The organism is Hymenobacter sp. B81, from assembly GCF_044628455.1.
Lineage (GTDB): Bacteria > Bacteroidota > Bacteroidia > Cytophagales > Hymenobacteraceae > Solirubrum.
The window spans coordinates 147,867-165,512 of sequence record NZ_JBIYZW010000002.1; the positions used below are offsets into that span (position 1 = coordinate 147,867).

The following is a 17,646-nucleotide window of genomic DNA, read 5'->3' on the forward strand; positions in this document are numbered from 1 at the left end:
TGCAAAAATAACGGATTGCCGGCAGCCAGCCTTTCGCCCTGCCCAACAATGCCTTCCGTTCGCCAACTAAGCCGCCGGCCCCTGCGCGGTGGTGGTGGCAACCGGGCTTAAACGAAGTGGAGCCCCGGCTTCAAGCCGGGGCTCCACTAAAGCCTTAACTGTCGGCTTCGAAATCCGGGAACCGCAGGAAGGCGTGGCCAAATCCGGACGGATCAGTGATTAGCCTTTGGCGGAAATGATTTCCTTGATGTCGCCGATGATTTTCTGGGCCAGGTGGTCGGCCGTGGCGTTGGAGTCCGACTCGGCGTAGATGCGGATGATGGGCTCGGTGTTGGACTTGCGCAGGTGCACCCACTCCTTGTCGAACTCAATCTTCACCCCGTCGATGGTGTTGACCGGCTGCTTGGCGTAGCGCTTCTCCATCTGCTCCAATACCTGGTCGGTGTTGATGTCGGGCGTCAGCTCGATCTTGTTCTTCGAAATGAAGTAGCTGGGGTATGAGGCCCGCAGGCGCGTCATGGTCAGGCCCGACTTGGCCAGGTGCGTCAGAAACAGGGCAATGCCCACCAGCGCGTCGCGGCCGTAGTGCAGCTCGGGGTAGATGATGCCGCCGTTGCCCTCGCCGCCGATGACGGCGTTGGTCTGCTTCATCATGGTCACCACGTTCACCTCGCCCACCGCCGCCGCCGCGTACTGGCCGCCGTGCTTCTCGGTCACGTCGCGCAGGGCGCGGGTGCTGCTCAGGTTGCTCACCGTGTTGCCGCCGCCCTGGGCTTTCAGGATGTAGTCGGCCACGGCCACCAGGGTGTACTCCTCGCCGAACATGGTCCCGTCCTCGTTGATGAGGGCCAGGCGGTCCACGTCAGGGTCGACCACGATGCCCAGATCGAAGGAGCCTTTCTCGAGCACCTTGGCAATGTCGCGCAGGTTTTCGGGCAGGGGCTCGGGGTTGTGGGCAAAGTCGCCGGTGGGTTCACAGAACAGCTTTTCCACCGTGGTTACGCCCAGGGCCTCCAGCAGCTGCGGCACGGCAAAGCCCCCCGAGGAGTTCACCGCGTCGACCACCACCCGGAAGTTCTTGGCGCGGATGGCCTCCACGTCGACCAGCGGCAAAGCCAGAATGGCCTTGATGTGCTCGTGCAGGAATTCCGCATCGGTGCTGTGCTGCCCCAGCTGGCCCACGGGGGCGAAGTCGAAGGCCTCCTGCTCGGCCAGCTGCAGTACCAGCTTGCCGTCGGCGTCGGAAATGAACTCGCCGTGCTGGTTGAGCAGCTTCAGCGCGTTCCACTGTTTGGGGTTGTGCGAGGCGGTGAGAATGATGCCGCCGATGGCTTTCTTGGCCGGTACGGCCATTTCCACGGTGGGCGTGGTGCTCAGGCCCAGGTCGACCACGTCGATTCCCAGCCCCTGCAGGGTGCCCACCACCAGCTTGCTGACCATGTCGCCCGAAAGGCGGGCGTCGCGGCCCACTAAGATGGTGCGGGTGCTGCCGGCGGCCGGAGCCTGTTGCAGGGCCCAGGTGCCGAAGGCCGCCGTGAATTTCACAACGTCGATGGGCGTAAGCGCCTCACCGGCGGCCCCGCCGATGGTGCCGCGGATGCCCGAAATGGATTTGATTAGTGCCACAATTCACGATTTTTCAGGGGGCAAAAGTAGCGAATACCCCGCGCCCCACCTATTGGGTGCGCCGCCCGCGCCGCGGGCTTCGGGCAAGGCGCCGTATATTTGACCATCATGGATTACCTCTCCGCGAACCGCCGCCCCGAACAACTGGCCGCTTTTGGCCGGCTGCTCGACGTGCTCGACCGCCTGCGCGCCGAATGTCCCTGGGACCGGAAGCAGACCATGTCGAGCCTGCGCCACCTGACCATCGAAGAAACCTACGAGCTGAGCGACGCCATCCTGCGCAACGACCTGCCCGACGTTCGCAAGGAGCTGGGCGACGTGCTGCTGCATATGGTGTTCTACGCCCGCATCGCCAGCGAAACCGGCCAGTTCGACATTGCTGACGTGCTTCACGCCCAGTGCGAAAAGCTTATTCACCGCCACCCCCACATCTACGGCGACGTGGAAGTGAGCAGCGAGGAAGACGTCAAGCGCAACTGGGAGCAGCTCAAACTCAAGGAGAAAGGCAACGATTCGGTGCTGGGCGGCGTACCAGTTTCACTTCCGGCCCTGGTCAAGGCCATGCGCATCCAGGAAAAAGCCCGGGGCGCGGGCTTCGATTGGGAGCAGAAGGAGCAGGTATGGGCCAAGGTGCAGGAAGAATTGCAGGAGTTTGGGGCCGAATTCCGCGACGGGGACGTGAGCGACCCGGCGCGGGCCGCCGCCGAATTCGGCGACCTGCTGTTCTCGCTGGTCAACTTCGCGCGCTTTGCCGGCATCAACCCCGAAGAGGCGCTGGAACACACCAACCGCAAATTCATCCGCCGTTTTCAGTACCTCGAAACCGAGGTAGCGCGCAGTGGCCGGTTGCTGCCCGACCTCACCCTGGCGGAAATGGACCGCTACTGGGAAGAAGCCAAACGCCTGCCCGCCGACGGCTCCCGCTGAGCTTCACCGAAATAGCCTTTTTTCGAGTCCGACACGGTTTTAACGCGTTTAAAGCCATTTTTAATTTGGCGGCGCCAAGCCTTTTGTTTAGGTTTGCCAAGGATAGTCCGACTGCGGACGGAGGCCCCGCGCACGAGCAGACCTATGACCTTGGCTCTTTTTTCGGCCAAAACGTAGGGTGAGCGGGGCTCCGCTGTCTTAGGGCCATCCGCTTTTGCGTTTTTCACCCCCCATTCAACATTTTCACCAACCAACCTCCCGCTTAATTTCCGGAACAATGGAACAAAAGAATGCCATGAACAAGCCCGCAGCAGCTGCCCGGCCCGCTGCCCCTGCCGCGCCGAAAAGCGAAGCAAAAGGCGGTTCGGCGCTGGCCGCTATCGTTATTCCGCTGGCTCTCGTCATTAGCTACGTGGTATGGAAATTCGTCTTGGGTGACGCCAGCCACTTCCAGGGCGGTGACAACCACAACAACCCGCTGCCCGGCGACTACCTTGGCATCGTGTACAAGGGCGGTATCATCGTACCGGTCCTGATGTCGATGTTCCTCATCGTAATCACCTTCTCGATTGAGCGCTTCCTGACCATCGGTCGGGCCAAAGGCACCAAGAGCATCGAGAGCTTTGTGCGCACCGTGCGTCAGAAGCTGAATGTGAACGACATCACCGGTGCCATTGCCGCCTGCGACCAGCAGCGTGGTTCGGTAGCCAACGTAGTGAAGTCGGGCCTGCTGAAGTACCAGGAAATGGCCCGCGAGCGGGGCATGGACAAAGACCAGAAAATCCTGGCTATCCAGAAGGAAATCGAGGAATCGACCGCCCTGGAACTGCCCATGCTGGAGAAAAACCTGGTTATCATCTCCACCCTGGCTTCGGTTGCTACCCTGGTAGGTCTGCTCGGTACCGTATTCGGTATGATCAACGCCTTCGCCGCTCTGGCCAACGCCGGTGCACCCGATGCCGTAGGTCTGGCCAACGGTATTTCGGAAGCTCTGATCAACACGGCTCTGGGTATCTTGACCTCGGCCATTGCCATCATCGCCTACAACTTCTTCACCAGCAAAATTGACGAGCTGACCTACAGCATCGACGAGGCTGGCTTCAGCATCATCCAGACCTTTGCTTCGCAGCATGGCGACAGCGGCGTACAAAACGGCACGGTGTAAACTAAACACCAAGCCGCGTACGTTACTGAATCAAAGAACCCTTTGACTAGCCAGAAATGCCCAAAGTAAAACCCCACAGACTGTCACCGTCGTTGGACATGACCCCGATGGTGGACTTGGCCTTCTTGCTGGTGACTTTCTTCATGCTCACCGCAACGCCGACCGAAGACACGGCCGTGGTGATTGACACGCCGTCGTCGGTTTCGGAGAAGCTGCTGCCGGAGACGGGGGTGCTCACGCTGAGCATCGACAAGGATAAGCGGGTGTTTTTCAGCACCGAGTCGCAACAGGTCAAGATCAAGGCCCTGGAAACGGTGGGTGCCAAGTACGGCGCCAGCTTCTCGGACCGCCAGAAAAAGCAGTTCGCCCTCATGCCTGATTTCGGCCTGCCCGTGCAGCGCCTGGGCCAGTTTCTGGACCTGACGCCCACCGAGCGCAAGCAGGTGAAGCAGGACGGCATCCCGACCGACTCGCTCAACAACCAGCTTATCGAGTGGGTACTGGCCGCCCGCAGCGCCAACATCAGCGTGCTGGGCAAGCCGCCCTACATCGCCATCAAAGGCGACGGCGCGACCGATGTACCCGCGGTGAAGAACGTCATCAAGATTCTGCAGGAGAAGAACATGAACCGCTTCTACCTCATCACCGACAAGGAAATGAATCCTAACGCGGTGGCTAGCAAATAATCGACATGGCAGAAATTCAACAACAAGCCGACTCCGGCAAAGGCGGGAAGAAGCGGGCCAAGAAAATGTCGACCAAGATCGACATGACCCCGATGGTGGACTTGGCCTTTCTGCTCCTGACGTTCTTCATGCTCACCACGACGTTTGCCAAGCCCAGCGCGATGCAGATTTCGATGCCGGTGAAGCCGAAGCCGGAGGACGAACAAACCGAGCTTAAAGCCTCGCTGGCCTTCACGGTTCTGCTCGGCGAAAACAACAAGCTCTACTACTACGAAGGCCTGCTGGACCAAAGCGTAAAGCCGGAACTCAAGGCTTCGGACTACTCGGCCAACGGCATCCGTAAGGTGCTGCTCGAGCGCCGCGCCCGGCAGCCCGAAACGGTGGTGCTGATCAAGCCGGAGGACAAGTCGAACTACAAGAACATGGTGGATATCCTCGACGAGATGACCATTACCAGCCAGAAGAAATATGCGCTGGTGGACATCACGAAGGAGGATTCGGACCTGATTAAATCTTCTGGCTTATGATGGATAACGCCCAACTGGCTCGGGCAAGCTTCGAAGACATCGTTTTCGAAGGCAGAAATAAAGCGTATGGCGCTTACGTACTGCGCAGGCTGTACAACAAGCACATCACGCGGGCCTTTCTGGTAGCCTCCATTCTTTTCCTGCTCATGGTAGGCGGCCCGCTGATTGCGCGCTTCCTCACCCCGAAGGAAGTGGTGGAGAAGCCCAAGTTCGACACCGAAGTGGTGCTGGAGGCGCCGCCCCTGGACAAGGACACGCCGCCCCCCCCGCCCCCGCCCCCCACGGCTCCGCCGCCCCCCCCACCCAAGCTTTCCACCATTAAATTCACTCCCCCCGTCGTGAAGAAAGACGAGGAAGTGCGCAAGGTGGAAGACATTCCCGACCAGGAAGAACTGGAAGACAAGGTGGTGGCCACCAAAACCGTGGAAGGCAACACCAACACCGTAATTGACCTGAGCGGCCTCGACGGCGAAGGCGACAAGGTGGTAGAAGAAGTAGTGGAGCAGAAGGTCTACACCTACGTAGAGCAGATGCCCACCCCTCCCGGCGGCATGGAAGGCCTGATGCAATACCTCGGTAAAAACATCAAGTACCCCTCGCTGGCTTTGCGCAACCAGGTTGAAGGCAAAGTATTCGTGAACTTCGTAGTGGGCCCCAGCGGCCAGATTACGGATGTGAAAGTGACCAAAGGCATTGGTTCGGGCTGCGACGAAGAAGCAGTTCGCGTAATCAAGAACATGCCGGCTTGGGCACCGGGTAAGCAGAACGGCCGCGCCGTGAGCGTATCCTACACGGTACCGGTGACCTTCACCATTCGCTAAGCACTTTGCCCCGACTTGCTCGGGATTGATTTAACCCGGATTGGGCCTCGTGCCCGGTCCGGGTTTTTTCGTGGCCGATAGGCGAAATATTTTTCATTCGCCGCATACGCCGCCATATCAGCCCGGCGTTTTCCGGTTGAAAATCAGGCCAGCGCGGGGTAGGCAGGGCAGTTGGCGGCCGGTTTGGGAGTGCCTTGTTCCACCTAACTCCGCGTGCCATGCCTACCACCAACCTTCACTCCGCCCCGGCTTCTCTCGACGACATCGTATTTGAGGGCCGCAACAAAGCCTACGGTGCCTACCAGCTGCGGCAGGCCTACCATCGCCACCTGCAGCGCGCTGTGCTCGGCGCCCTCGGTCTGCTGACCTTGCTGCTGCTGGCCGTATTTGCCCGGCAGTATTTCGTTGCCGACACGGTGGTGGCCCCAGCTTTTGAACCCGAAGGCACCCTGGTCAAGCTGATAGATGTGCCGCTGCCCAAGCCGGCTCAGCCGGTAGCTACCGTGGCCCCCGCTCCCGCCGCGGCCCCCGAGGTCCCGACCCGCGTGGTCGAGGACGCCAAAGCGCGGATTCGCCCCGCAACCCCGGCCGTGGAACCTATGACCGCCCCCATCGATGGCCTCCCCACCGGTACCGGCACGGCTCCATCGGTAGTTATTGGGAGCGGCACGGGCGACAGCGGGACCGTAGGGACAGGGGTGACCGTGCCGGCTGTTATTCCGGCCCCTACCAAAACGGGACCTTTCTTGTCGGTAGAAGTGATGCCGGAGTTTACCGGCGGGCAGCAGGCCCTGATGCAGTACCTGCGCAAAAACCTGCGCTACCCGCCCCGGGCCCTGGCCGAGCAGGTTGAAGGCAAGGTGTTCGTCTCGTTTACCGTGAGTGCGGCCGGCAGCATTACCGACGTGGAAATCCTGAAGGGCCTGGGCTACGGCACCGATGAAGAGGCCCAGCGCGTCATCAGCAACATGCCCCGCTGGGAGCCGGGCCGGCAGAACGGCAACCCGGTAGCTGTGCGCTACACCTTGCCCATCACCTTCCACTTCTCGCGCTAGCCGCCCACCGGCCGTTCTACCCGCAGTATCCTCAGCCACCGCTGCCCGGAACCCGCTTCCGGCCGGCGGTGGCTGCGTCGTTAGCAGCCCCGCTGGGCGCAGCCATTACGGTCACTGAACAAACCCACTACTTTTACGCGTTAAAGCTCTTCAACCTGACTTTTTCTGTCATGCTCGACACCAACGCCGATGAGCGCATCGGCCAGCGCCCGGCTCAGCGGGTGATGCGCTACTTTACCCTGCTCATGGCCTTGGTATACATGGGCCTGGGTGTGTTCCTGTTCATGGCGCCCGATGGCATGCTCACGCTGTCACGCACGCCCCGCCAGATTGTGGGCGGTCTGTTCGTCCTCTACGGTTTGGTTAGATTTGTTCGCATCATCCGTCAGCCTTCCCGCTCCCGTCCATCATGAATGTACTTCGCGTCAACCGGCTGCTGCTGGGTTTTGGAGTTGTCTGCTCGCTTGCCACGGGGGCTAGCCTGCTTAGTGGCTGCGGCAACGGCTCCGGCCCGGGAGCCGTTGCCCTGGACACGCCCACCAGCGGCAGCATCCGCATCAGCGTGGACGCCACTTTCGAGCCCATCCTGAAGTCGCACGTCGACACCTTCGAGAAGATTTACACCGCCGCCAAGATCCGCACGGCCTACAAGCCCGAGCAAGATGTGATGCGCGACCTGCTCAACGACAGCGTACGGGCCGTAGTGGTAGCGCGGCAGCTCACCGATGAGGAGCGCGGCTACTTCGACCGGCTCAAGATTGTGCCCCGCACCGCCCACGTAGCCACCGACGGCCTGGCCGTGCTGGTGAACCCGGCCAATCCCGACACCATGCTCACGATGGGCCAGCTGCGCGACATCTTCACCGGCCGCAAAACCCAGTGGAGTCAGGTCAGTGGTAAAGCCGGCAAGCTGGGCGCCATCAGCGTGGTTTTCGACCAGAACCGCTCCAGCACGGCCCGCTACGTGCAGGACAGCGTGACGCGCGGCGCGGCCCTGGCCAAGGAGGTATTTGCCAGCGAGTCGAACCCCAAGCTCATTGAGTACGTAGCTTCGCATCCGAACGCAATTGGCGTCATTGGCGTTAACTGGATCAGCGACATGGACGATGCCCAGGCGCAGAGCTTTCGGCGTCAGGTGCGGGTAGTGGGTGTGAGCCGCTCGGAGTCGCCTGCTTCCGCCGACGATTACGTGCAACCCTACCAGGCTTACCTGGCCACCAAAGCCTACCCCCTGCGCCGTAACGTTTACATCGTCAGCCGCGAGGCCCGCGCCGGACTTGGCACCGGGTTTGCATCCTTTGTTGCGGGCAACCAAGGCCAGCTGATTTTCCTGAAGGCCGGGCTGATGCCCGCCACCGGCCAGGTCCGGCTGATTCAGGCCAACCCCTAGGGGAAAGCCGCCGCTCAGATTTGTCTCTCATTCATTCACTCACCTTTTCCACATGAACACTAAGCCCTGGAATTTCACTTTCCTCGTTGCTTTTTCGCTTGCTGGCCCGGCCGCTTTCGCGCAGAACGTGCAGAGCGCGCAGAAGGCTATTGAATTGGAGCGTTACAGTGAAGCCAAGCGCAGCCTGCTCGCGCAAAGCACCAACCCCGATGCCGCGTTCGAGCTGGGCCGCCTGTACCAGAAACAAGCCAAGGCCGACTCGGCCGCTTACTTCTTCAACCAGGCTTCGGTCGACCCCAAGTCGCCCAAGTCGATGGTAGCTGCCGGCCGGGCGTTCCTGGCCCAGGGCAAGCGCGTGGATGCCGAAATTCAGTTCGACAACGCTGTGAAAGCCTCCAAGGGCAAGGACGCCCAGATCCTGGCCGCTATCGGCAAGGCCTACGCCGAGTCGGACGTGAAGGAAAACCAGAAAGGCATCGACTACCTGAACCAGGCCCTGAAGGTGAACAAGAAGGACGACGCCGCCATGTTGGTGTCGTTGGGTGACATACTGCAGAACCGCGAAAACGGCGGCGGCGACGCCATGAACGCCTACGACCGCGCCCTGCGGGCCGACCCTAACTACCTGCCGGCTTACTACCGCAAGGGCCAGCTCAACGTTCGTTCGCGTAACGGCGGTGAGGCCCTGAGCAACTTCGAGAAGGTAGCGCAGATGGACCCCAACTTTGCCCCGGTATACCGCGACATGGCCGAGCTGTACTACTACGCCGGCAAGTACGACCAGGCTTCGTCTACGATGAAGAAGTACACCGACATGTCGGAGAAGTCGCCCAACACCCAGGCGACCTACGCGGCCTTCCTGTACCTGAACAAAAAGTACCCCGAGGCGCTGACTCAGATTCAGGAAGTGCTGGCCAAGGACCCGAACCACCTGACCATGAACCGCCTGCAGGCCTACACCCTGTTTGAAACGGGTCAGACCGAGCAGGCCATGGCCGAGATGGACCAGTACATGAAGCTGGCCGGCGACAAAGCCATTACCGAGGACTACGTGTACCAGGGCAAAATCCTGACCAAGGCCGGCCGCTCCGACGAAGGCATCGCCCTGATCGAGCGCGCCATCAAGGCCGACCCCTCGAAGGCAGCCGACCTGCAGAACGACCTGGCTTCGGCCTACATCCTGAAGAAGGACTACGGTAAGGCCATCAACGTTTACGAGACCAAGCTGGCGGCTAAGCCCGAGCTGGCCGACCAGGTACGCCTGGCCAACCTGTACAGCATCAACAAGCAGTACCAGCAGGCCGATAGCCTCTTCAACGTGGTACTCACCGCCCGCCCGACCTACGCCGCCGGCCACCTGCTGCGCGCTCAGGTAAACACCAACCTGGACCCCGAAACCAAGCAGGGCCTGGCCAAGCCGCACTACGAGAAGTACATCGAGCTGTCGAAAGCCGAAGGCGCTGAGCCGGACAAGTTCCGCGCCGGCCTGATTGAAGCCAACAACTACCTGGGTGTGTACAACGCGCAGAAAGGCGACAAAGCGGCTGCTCAGACGTACTTCCAGCAGGTGCTGGCCCTCGACCCGGCCAACAAGCAGGCCACCGAAGCCATGAGCATCCTGTCGGGTAAGAAAACCACCACCAAAGCCGCGGCTACCAAGGCCCCGGCCAAGCGCAAGTAGTATCCCCGCTTTCGTAAGCACTAAAAAGCCCGCGGCCATCAGGCTGCGGGCTTTTTCTGTTATCAGCCAGCTGGCAGGCTACTGCGCCTGCAGAGAATACGTTTCCCAGCGCTTCAGGGCCTGGGTGAAGTCCTCGGGCAGCTCCGTTTCAAATTGCAGCTGCTCGCCGGTGGTGGGGTGCACGAAGCCCAGCGACTTGGCGTGCAGGGCCTGCCGGGGCATTACCTCGAAGGTGCGCTCCACAAAGGCCTTGTAGGCACCCGTGCGTTGCCCATACACCACCTGGGCGCCCCCGTAGGCGGCGTCGGCAAACAAGGGGTGGCCCAGGTGCTTCATGTGCGCCCGGATCTGGTGGGTGCGGCCGGTTTCGAGGTTGCACTGCACCAGGCTCACGTAGCCGAAGCTGCGCAGCACCTTGTAGTGCGTCACGGCGTGCTTGCCCTCGGCGCTGCCCTCGGGAAACACCGTCATCAGCTTCCGGTCCTTGGGGTGGCGGCCTACGTTGCCGCGAATAGTGCCCTGCTCCTGCTTGGGCGTGCCCCACACCAGGGCCAGGTAAGTCCGCTCGATGGTGTGGTGGAAAAACTGCTGCGAGAGGTGCGTCATGGCCCACTCGGTTTTGCCGATTACCAGCAGCCCCGAGGTGTCCTTATCGATGCGGTGGACCAGGCCGGGGCGGATTTCGCCGTTTCGGCCCGTAGGCAGGTTCCGGATGTGCCAGGCGAGGCCATTAACCAGCGTACCCGTCCAGTTGCCGTAGGCGGGATGTACGACCATCCCAGCGGGCTTGTTCACCAGCAGCAGCTGCTCGTCCTCGTAGGGAATGTCCAGCGACATGGGCTCGGCCACCACTTTATCCTCGCGTGGGGGCTCGGGCAGCACCACCGTCACCACGTCGCCGGGCTTCACCTTGTAGCTCGACTTGGCCTCCTTGCCGTTTACCTGTACCGCGCCGGCCTCAATGCCGGTCTGCACCTTGGTGCGCGACACGTTGGGCAGGCGGTTGAGCAGGAACTTGTCGAGGCGCATGGGCTCCTGCCGGCCGTCGGCCTGAATGCGGTGGTGCTCGTACAGCTCGTCTTCGGCGCCGGCTTCGATGCCGTCGTCGGGCAGCAGGTCGGGGTCTAGCTCTTGCATAGCAGCGGCAACATGGGGGAAAACAGAAAGCCGGAACCCATGATAGGTCCCGGCTTCCGGATGGGGCCGAAAGGCCTTATTTCTTTTTCACTTTGGTTTTGCCAGCCGGCGCGGCCGCCGCCGGCGCGGGCGTGGCAGCGGGCTTCACCGCGGCGGGCTGGTTGTTCTGGCCGGGCGTTACGCCCATTTCCTTCAGCACCAGGTCCGAGATGTCGCCGTCTTTGGGGCCGTGCAGCAGGATGGGCGTGGTGCCGAAGCCGGCGTCGGAATTGAACACGTAGGTGTAGCCGTTCTTCTCGGCTACGGCGTCGATGGTCTTCTGCACCTTGTCGAGCACGGGCTTGAGCAGGGTCTGCTGGCGCTGCTGCACCGACTGCTCGGCGTTCTGCTGGAACTCCTGGATGGACTGCTGCAGGTTGGTCAGCTCCTTCTCCTTGTCAGCCCGCACCACGTCGCTCATGGTGGAAGCACCTTTTGTGTAGGCCTCACCCTTGGTGCGGTACTCCGTCACCTTGGCGTCGAGCTGGTTTTTAAGCTGGGTGCTGTAGTCTTTCAGCTGCGACTCAATCTGGCGGCTTTCGGGCATCTGGCTCAGCACGTAGTCGACGTTGGTGTAGCCGATTTTCAAGGGGCCAGCAGCTGCGGTGGCCGGGGCCGTAGTCTGGGCCAGGGCAGCGGGAGCAGCGGCGAAGGAGAAGGCTGCAACAGCCAGCGCGAGGCGAAACTTGCGGGTCAGGGTCATTGGGTTGAAAAGCGTCTGGAAGAGTTTACGAAGCAAATGTACTTATTCTGGGCGGCTGCCCTTGCGCACCGGCTTGGCGGCGGGTTTGCCCGCCGGGCGCTGGTCGTCGAAAACCGGTTCGTCGGCCGTGCCGCCCGGGGTGGTGGGCGGCGTTACGCTGCGCACCGCGCCTTTCTGGCCCGGCTGGTTGCGGTCTTCGGAAGCTAAACCCAATTCCTCCATTACAAATTCCGTGTAGTCGTGGGCCGGGTTGGTGTAGAGCATGGTCAGGTCGCCCGACTTGTCGAACACGATGGCCAATTGCTTTTTCTTGGCCACCTTCTCAATGGCCTCGAACACCTGATCCTGCACCGGCTTGGTGAGTTCCTGCCGCTTCTTAAACAGTTGGCCCTCGTAGCCGAACACCCGGTTCTGGTAGGCCTTGATGTCCTGCTCCTTTTTCAGAATTTCGTCCTGGCGCTTCTTTTTCATGGCCTCGGTCAGCAGCACTTCCTCGGCCTGGTAGGTGCGGTACAGCCGGTCGAGGTCCTTTTTCTGGGCCTCCACCTCTTTCTGCCAGTTCTGCGAGAGAGTATTCAGCTCTTGCTGAGCCTGGGCGTAGGCCGGCAGCTTGCTCATCAGGAACTCCGAGTCGACGTAGCCGAACTTTTGGGCCCGGCCCGCCAGCGGCAGTAGGGCAAGCAGCCACAGCAGTGGCCCAACAAACAACAATCGTTTCATAGCCCGAAAACGCTGCGCCAGGGAGGTTTGGTGCCCTAGCGAATCTGCTGACCGATGATGAAGTGGAATTTGCTGCGGTCCTGCGAGCCGGTGCTGTTCAGGCCCGGAATCACGTTGTCGAAACCGTAGCCGTAGTCGAAGCCCAGCAGACCGAAGGCCGCCATGAAGATGCGGGCACCGACCCCAGCCGAGCGGTACAGCTTGTAGGGGTTGTAGGTGCGGTACGTATCAAAAGCATTGCCAGCTTCGGCGAAGCCCAGCACATAAACCGTGGCCGCCGGGTTCAGCGACACGGGGTAGCGCATTTCCATCACAAACTTGTTGTAGGCAATACCGCCGCTTTCGTTCTGGCGGGCCGTGGGAATGGCGAAGGCGTCGTTGGGGTCGTCGTAGCCGCGCAGGCCCACAAATTCGGTACCCACCAGGAAGTTGGCCGAGCCGCCGAAGCCCAGGCCGGCACCGCCCAGTTTGAAGCGCTCAAACGGTCCGTAGGCCCGGCTGTCGTTGTAGCGGCCGATGAAGCCGAAGTGGGCGCGGGTGTTGAGCACCAGCTTGCCGCCCAGGGGCGTAAACCACGAGGCGTCGAACATCCACTTGTGGAATTCCACCCACTCGTTCACGTTGGGGTGCGCACCAGGGAAGGCCGAGTAAGGCGGCGTCAGGTTCACCGACAGCGACAGGGCCGAGCCGCGACGGGTGAAGGTCGGGTTGTCGGTGCTGTTGCGCGCCAGGGTGGTGTTGAAGGTGATGTTGTTGGCGTTGCCGTTGTTGAAGCCCTGGAAGTAGGGGTAGTTGCGCAGCTTGTACTGGCTAAACGAGAGCGAGTTGCTGAGCGTGAAGTAGTCGTCGGGCCAGCGCAGGCGGCGACCCAGGCTCACGGCGGCGCTGTTCACCTTGATCGACTGCTCGGAGCTGGCGTCGAAGCTGGTGCCCACGCGCTGAATGCTCTTGTTCAGACTCACCGAGAAGGAGTTGGGCTTGCGCCCGCCCAGCCAGGGTTCGGTGAACGAGAACGAGTAGGCCTGGTACTGGGTGCCGTTGGCCTGAATGTTCAAGGCCAGGCGCTGCCCGTCGCCGCCGGGTACGGGGCGCCAGTTGCTGAACTTGCTGGCCTTGCGCAGCGAGAAGTTGTTGAACACCAAACCCACCGTACCAATGAAGCCGGCATAGCCGCCCCAGCCACCCGAGAGGGTAATCTGGTCCGAGGGCTTTTCCGAAACCGTGTAGTTGATGTCCACCGTGCCGTCGGCCGGGTTGGGCACCGGGTTCAGGCCCACTTTTTCGGGGTCGAAGTAGCCCAGCGAGGAAATTTCGCGCTGGGAGCGGATCAGCAGCTCGCGGTTGAACTTGTCGCCCGGCAGCGTGCGCAGCTCGCGCCGAATCACGTGGTCCGAGGTCTTGGTGTTGCCGGCAATGTTCACCTCCTTGATACGGGCCTGCACGCCTTCGCTCAGGCGCATCTCGATGTCGATGGAGTCGCCTTCCACGCGCGTTTCCACCGGGTCGATGGAGAAGAACAGGTAGCCGTCGTTCATGTACAGCGAGGTCACGTCCTGGCCCGTGGGGTTGTAGTTCAGGCGCTTGTCGAGGGTTTCCTTGCTGTACACGCTGCCTTCCTTGATGCCCAGCACCGAGGAAAGGGTCTTGGAGTCGTAGAGGTAGTTGCCGGCCCAGGTAATGCGGCGGAAGTAGTACTTGGGGCCTTCTTCCACGTAGAGGCGCAGCACCAGCTTGTCGGCCTCGCGCACGGTGGCTTTGTGGATGCCGAACTTGCCGTTTTCGGTGCCGATCCAGCGGTAGCTGTACTCGTCCTGCACGGTGATGAGCGAGTCGGCGGTGATGAGGGCGTCGCGGTAGCCCTGCGAGTTGTAGAAGTCGATGACCTTCTGCTTGTCGTCCTCGAAGTCGCTGCGCTGGAACTTGCCCGAGTTGAAGAACTTATAGGGCTTCTTCTCCTTGGTCTTCTTCATCTTGCCCTTCAGCTTGCCGTCCGTAACGGCCTCGTTGCCGATAAAGCTGATGTCGGAGATGCGCACCTTGTCGCCGCGCTTCACGTCCACCACCAGCTCCACGCTGTTGGGCAGGCTCGAATCGGGCTCCTGAGTGATGTTCACCTTCACGTTCATGAAGCCCTTGTCGGTGTAGAACTTGCGCACCGCCTGGCGGGTGTTGCTCAGCAGTGCGTCGGTTACCACCTTGCCGCGCACCACCTTGATCTTGTTGCGCAGCTCGTCGGCCTGGGTCTTGCTGATGCTGGTGAAGTAGATCTTGGAGAGGCGGGGCCGCTCCTTCAGCTCGAAGTTCAGAAACACCTTCTGCCCCTCGATGCGGTCGACCAGCACGTTGATGTCGCCCAGAATGCCCTGTTCCCAGAGCTTGCGCACGGCGCGGCCCAGCTCGTCGCCGGGAATAGACACCTTGTCCCCCACCTTCAGGCCCGTCAGGCCAATGAGCGTGTTGGGGTCGAGGTAGCGCGTGCCGCTAACGGTGATGCCGCCGATTTCGTAGCGTTGGGGCTCGTCGGGGCTGGTGGCGGGCGCGGTCTGGGCCTGCAGGGTGCCGGTAGTCAGTCCCCACAGCAGCCAGGCCAGCGCAGCGGCGCGCAGCCGATAAAAGAAAGAGTGCATTCGAAGGAAAACTTACGAAACGGTCAGTTGCTCACTGGTTTTGCCGAAGCGCCGCTCGCGGCGCTGGTAGGCCTGGATGGCTTCCAGGAAATGCTCGCGCCGAAAGTCCGGCCACAGCAAATCGGTGATGTATAGCTCGGTGTAGGCCAGCTGCCACAGCAAGAAGTTGCTGATGCGCTGCTCGCCGCTGGTACGGATCAGCAACTCGGGGTCGGGCATGCCGGCCGTAGCCAGGCAGCCGGCCAGGGCTTCTTCGGTCACGTCGTCGGGGCGGCGCTTGCCCTCGGCCACTTCGCGGGCCAGCTGCCGGGCGGCCTGGGCCAAATCCCAGCGGCCGCTGTAGCTCAATGCCAGCACCAGCGTCATGCGGCTGCCGCCGGCAGTCAGTTCCATGGCCTCGGCCAGCTCGCGCTGGCAGGCCTCCGGCAGCTGCGTGGTTTCGCCAATGGCCTGCAGGCGCACGCCGTTCTTGAGCAGCGTGGGCGTTTCCTGTCGGATGGTGTGCACCAGCAGCTGCATCAGGGCCATTACCTCGTGCTTGGGCCGGCCCCAGTTCTCAGTCGAGAAGGCATAGAGCGTGAGGTAGGCCACGCCCAGCTCGGCAGCGGCCTCTACCGTCTCGCGCACCGCCGTAATGGCGCTCTGGTGCCCGAAGATGCGCAAGCCGCCGCGTTGCTTGGCCCAGCGGCCGTTGCCGTCCATGATAACGGCGACGTGAGCAGGCAGACGGGATGGATCAATAGCAGCGGGAACCGAGGACATGCGAAGCGTTTGGGTAAAGAGGCCGCAAGTTACGCAAATGGTTGCACACCCCTGGGCCTGCGCACGCTACCGCAAAAGCTTGGGATTCTCCTTGTAAGTATCGGGGCAGGGAATCTTGTAGAAGGTATAGGACAGGCTCAGGCCGGCCAGGTAGTACCAGTCTTGGTCGTGGCTGTTGGCCACCACCGGGCTTTGCAGGCTCACGTTGTCGAGCAGGTCGGTAAAGGCCTTGCGGGCCCCGGCCTCCAGGCCTAGGTTCCAGCGCCGCGACAAAGCCAGCTTCATGCCGATGCCGGCCGGAATGGCAAAGCCTACGGCCGAATTGCTCTCGTTGAAGCCCGGCAGCGGCCCCTGGGTAGTAACCGAAGACAGAAACGGTGCCACGCCCACGAACACGTAGGGCGTGAAGTGCACCTTGTCGCGGCGGTTGTGGTAGTCAAAGAAGTTGTACTCCACCAGCCCGCTCAGCTCCAGCACGGTGCCCTTCAGGCTGGCCTGGCGGTAGGCCGGCAGCGGCAGGGTGTTGCCGCTTTCCCCGGTCACGTTGGCGTCGCTGGCGCGCAGCATGCCGTAGGCCAGCCCCCCGCGCAGGGTAATGGGGGCCGAAATGTCCTTGCGGTAGAAGGCAAATACGGCGGGACGGTTGTTGGCCAGCCGGTATTCGGGCGACAGTTCGCCCTTGTAAGCTAGGCCGCCTAGGCCCACGCCCAGCTCGCTGGTGTTCTGGCCCAGTACCGAGCCGGCAAAAAAAACACTCCCGGCTTGCGCGAGGCAAGCCAGGAGTGCTTTATGTGAAATCAAGTTGGTCATCAGGGGTTGGTCTGCTGCGTTGGCAGACGGCCAACGACTGATTAACGGAATTTCGGGCTCTTGATGCGCGGAGCGAGAATGTAGTTTACGGTTACACCCGTAACGATGTACCAGTCATCTTCATTGCTCTTGCCGCGCTGGCCGCCACCTTGGTTGAACTCGCCGTAGGTGTCGGGGCGGGCATTGGTGATGTCCCAGCCGAAGTAGCGGGCGGGGCCGTCGGGCAGCACGTCGCGGCTTTGTACGTAGTTGCCGCTTACGTCGTCAAGGTAATCACTAAAGGTTTTGCGCCAGCCGATTTCCAGGCCCAGGTCGAAGCTCTTGTTCAGCTTGTAGCGCACACCGCCGCCGAAGGGCAGCGAAATACCGTTCAGGCTGTAGGTATCGCCGGTAGCACGCTGGCCTTCGGTGCCCAGGGGTTGTAGGCGCACGTAGTTGCCATTGGCATCGGCCGCTTTGGGGTTGTGGCGGTAGAAAGCCACGCCACCGAATACGTACGGCACGAAGTCGGGACGCTTCAGGTAGTTGTTGCGGTTTTCGATCAGGTCGAAAATACCCACGGCCGAAACTTCCAGAATGTCGTTGCGGAAGTTCATGTTGCGGGTGTAGCGGTACTTAGCGTCCGGATCGGTGTCGTCGGCCGCTTTGGCGTCGTCGCCGGTAATGCGGCCGTAGGACAGACCCACCCGACCCGAGATGCGCGGGGCAAAGCGGTGGGTGAAGGTGAAGCCCAGGTTAGGGCGAGTTGCGGCAAAACGGAAGCTAGCAATGCTGGGCTTCGGCGTGATGTCGCCGAAGTAGTTCATTGCGTTCAGACTGGCGCCCACAGAGTTGTACTGTTTCCGCTTACTGAACTGCTGCGCACTCGCCTGGTTGGCTACCAGCACCAGCGCCAGAACCAGCGTCAGGGTGAGAGTCAAGAGTTTCTTCATATGGGGGGCAGAATTAAAATATCGAAGGAGGAGGGCTG

Annotated in this window: 17 protein-coding genes; 9 read left to right on the top strand and 8 right to left on the bottom strand. The window is 61.5% G+C overall.

The genetic code is table 11. The features are described from left to right. Window positions 1–219 precede the first annotated feature (219 nt). Window positions 220–1,626, bottom strand: coding sequence for a phosphoglucosamine mutase (glmM, locus tag ACE191_RS11750; RefSeq protein WP_400192418.1), 1,407 nt, complete (start codon window positions 1,624–1,626; stop codon window positions 220–222). Between the two features lie 108 nt (window positions 1,627–1,734). On the opposite strand from glmM, the gene mazG reads away from it, so the two are divergent. The 9 genes from mazG to ACE191_RS11795 all read left to right on the top strand — a co-directional run bounded on the left by mazG (window position 1,735) and on the right by ACE191_RS11795 (window position 9,878). Beyond that, complete coding sequence (mazG, locus tag ACE191_RS11755; protein ID WP_400192419.1) at window positions 1,735–2,553, top strand: nucleoside triphosphate pyrophosphohydrolase; 819 nt, start codon at window positions 1,735–1,737, stop codon at window positions 2,551–2,553. A gap of 295 nt (window positions 2,554–2,848) precedes the next feature. After that, on the top strand, window positions 2,849–3,718 hold the full coding sequence (locus ACE191_RS11760) for a MotA/TolQ/ExbB proton channel family protein (RefSeq protein WP_400193411.1): 870 nt from the start codon (window positions 2,849–2,851) through the stop codon (window positions 3,716–3,718). 56 nt (window positions 3,719–3,774) lie between these two features. Then, window positions 3,775–4,404, top strand: a complete 630-nt coding sequence (locus ACE191_RS11765) for an ExbD/TolR family protein (RefSeq protein ID WP_400192420.1) — start codon at window positions 3,775–3,777, stop codon at window positions 4,402–4,404. A gap of 5 nt (window positions 4,405–4,409) precedes the next feature. Beyond that, window positions 4,410–4,931 carry an ExbD/TolR family protein gene (locus ACE191_RS11770; RefSeq protein WP_400192421.1) on the top strand — a complete coding sequence of 174 codons (522 nt, stop codon included), beginning with the start codon at window positions 4,410–4,412 and terminating at the stop codon, window positions 4,929–4,931. Continuing rightward, on the top strand, window positions 4,928–5,752 hold the full coding sequence (locus ACE191_RS11775; RefSeq protein ID WP_400192422.1) for an energy transducer TonB: 825 nt from the start codon (window positions 4,928–4,930) through the stop codon (window positions 5,750–5,752). The genes ACE191_RS11770 and ACE191_RS11775 overlap by 4 nt, the downstream gene beginning before the upstream one ends. A 218-nt stretch (window positions 5,753–5,970) precedes the next feature. Beyond that, window positions 5,971–6,807, top strand: a complete 837-nt coding sequence (locus ACE191_RS11780) for an energy transducer TonB (RefSeq protein ID WP_400192423.1) — start codon at window positions 5,971–5,973, stop codon at window positions 6,805–6,807. A 170-nt stretch (window positions 6,808–6,977) separates the two neighbouring features. Next, complete coding sequence (locus ACE191_RS11785; protein WP_400192424.1) at window positions 6,978–7,220, top strand: hypothetical protein; 243 nt, start codon at window positions 6,978–6,980, stop codon at window positions 7,218–7,220. Continuing rightward, on the top strand, window positions 7,217–8,197 hold the full coding sequence (locus tag ACE191_RS11790; protein ID WP_400192425.1) for a PstS family phosphate ABC transporter substrate-binding protein: 981 nt from the start codon (window positions 7,217–7,219) through the stop codon (window positions 8,195–8,197). The genes ACE191_RS11785 and ACE191_RS11790 overlap by 4 nt, the downstream gene beginning before the upstream one ends. A gap of 52 nt (window positions 8,198–8,249) precedes the next feature. Next, a complete protein-coding gene (locus tag ACE191_RS11795; protein WP_400192426.1) occupies window positions 8,250–9,878 on the top strand; it encodes a tetratricopeptide repeat protein in 1,629 nt (542 codons plus the stop codon). A 78-nt stretch (window positions 9,879–9,956) separates the two neighbouring features. On the opposite strand, the gene ACE191_RS11800 is transcribed toward ACE191_RS11795, so the two are convergent. The 7 genes from ACE191_RS11800 to ACE191_RS11830 form a co-directional block, all read right to left on the bottom strand. Then, window positions 9,957–11,015: an RluA family pseudouridine synthase gene (locus tag ACE191_RS11800; RefSeq protein WP_400192427.1), complete on the bottom strand. Its 1,059-nt coding sequence runs from the start codon at window positions 11,013–11,015 to the stop codon at window positions 9,957–9,959. Window positions 11,016–11,091: 76 nt separating this feature from the next. Next, window positions 11,092–11,757 (bottom strand): OmpH family outer membrane protein, encoded by a 666-nt coding sequence (locus ACE191_RS11805; RefSeq protein WP_400192428.1) that lies wholly within the window; start codon window positions 11,755–11,757, stop codon window positions 11,092–11,094. Between the two features lie 42 nt (window positions 11,758–11,799). Beyond that, entirely contained in the window at window positions 11,800–12,477 is a 678-nt protein-coding gene (locus ACE191_RS11810; protein WP_400192429.1) for an OmpH family outer membrane protein, read from the bottom strand. Window positions 12,478–12,512: 35 nt separating this feature from the next. After that, window positions 12,513–15,104 (bottom strand): outer membrane protein assembly factor BamA, encoded by a 2,592-nt coding sequence (bamA, locus tag ACE191_RS11815; protein ID WP_400192430.1) that lies wholly within the window; start codon window positions 15,102–15,104, stop codon window positions 12,513–12,515. Between the two features lie 12 nt (window positions 15,105–15,116). Beyond that, entirely contained in the window at window positions 15,117–15,866 is a 750-nt protein-coding gene (locus tag ACE191_RS11820; protein WP_400192431.1) for an isoprenyl transferase, read from the bottom strand. A 66-nt stretch (window positions 15,867–15,932) separates the two neighbouring features. Further along, a complete protein-coding gene (locus tag ACE191_RS11825; RefSeq protein ID WP_400192432.1) occupies window positions 15,933–16,676 on the bottom strand; it encodes a DUF6089 family protein in 744 nt (247 codons plus the stop codon). A gap of 41 nt (window positions 16,677–16,717) precedes the next feature. Further along, entirely contained in the window at window positions 16,718–17,608 is an 891-nt protein-coding gene (locus ACE191_RS11830; RefSeq protein WP_400192433.1) for a DUF6089 family protein, read from the bottom strand. Between the last annotated feature and the right edge of the window lie 38 nt (window positions 17,609–17,646).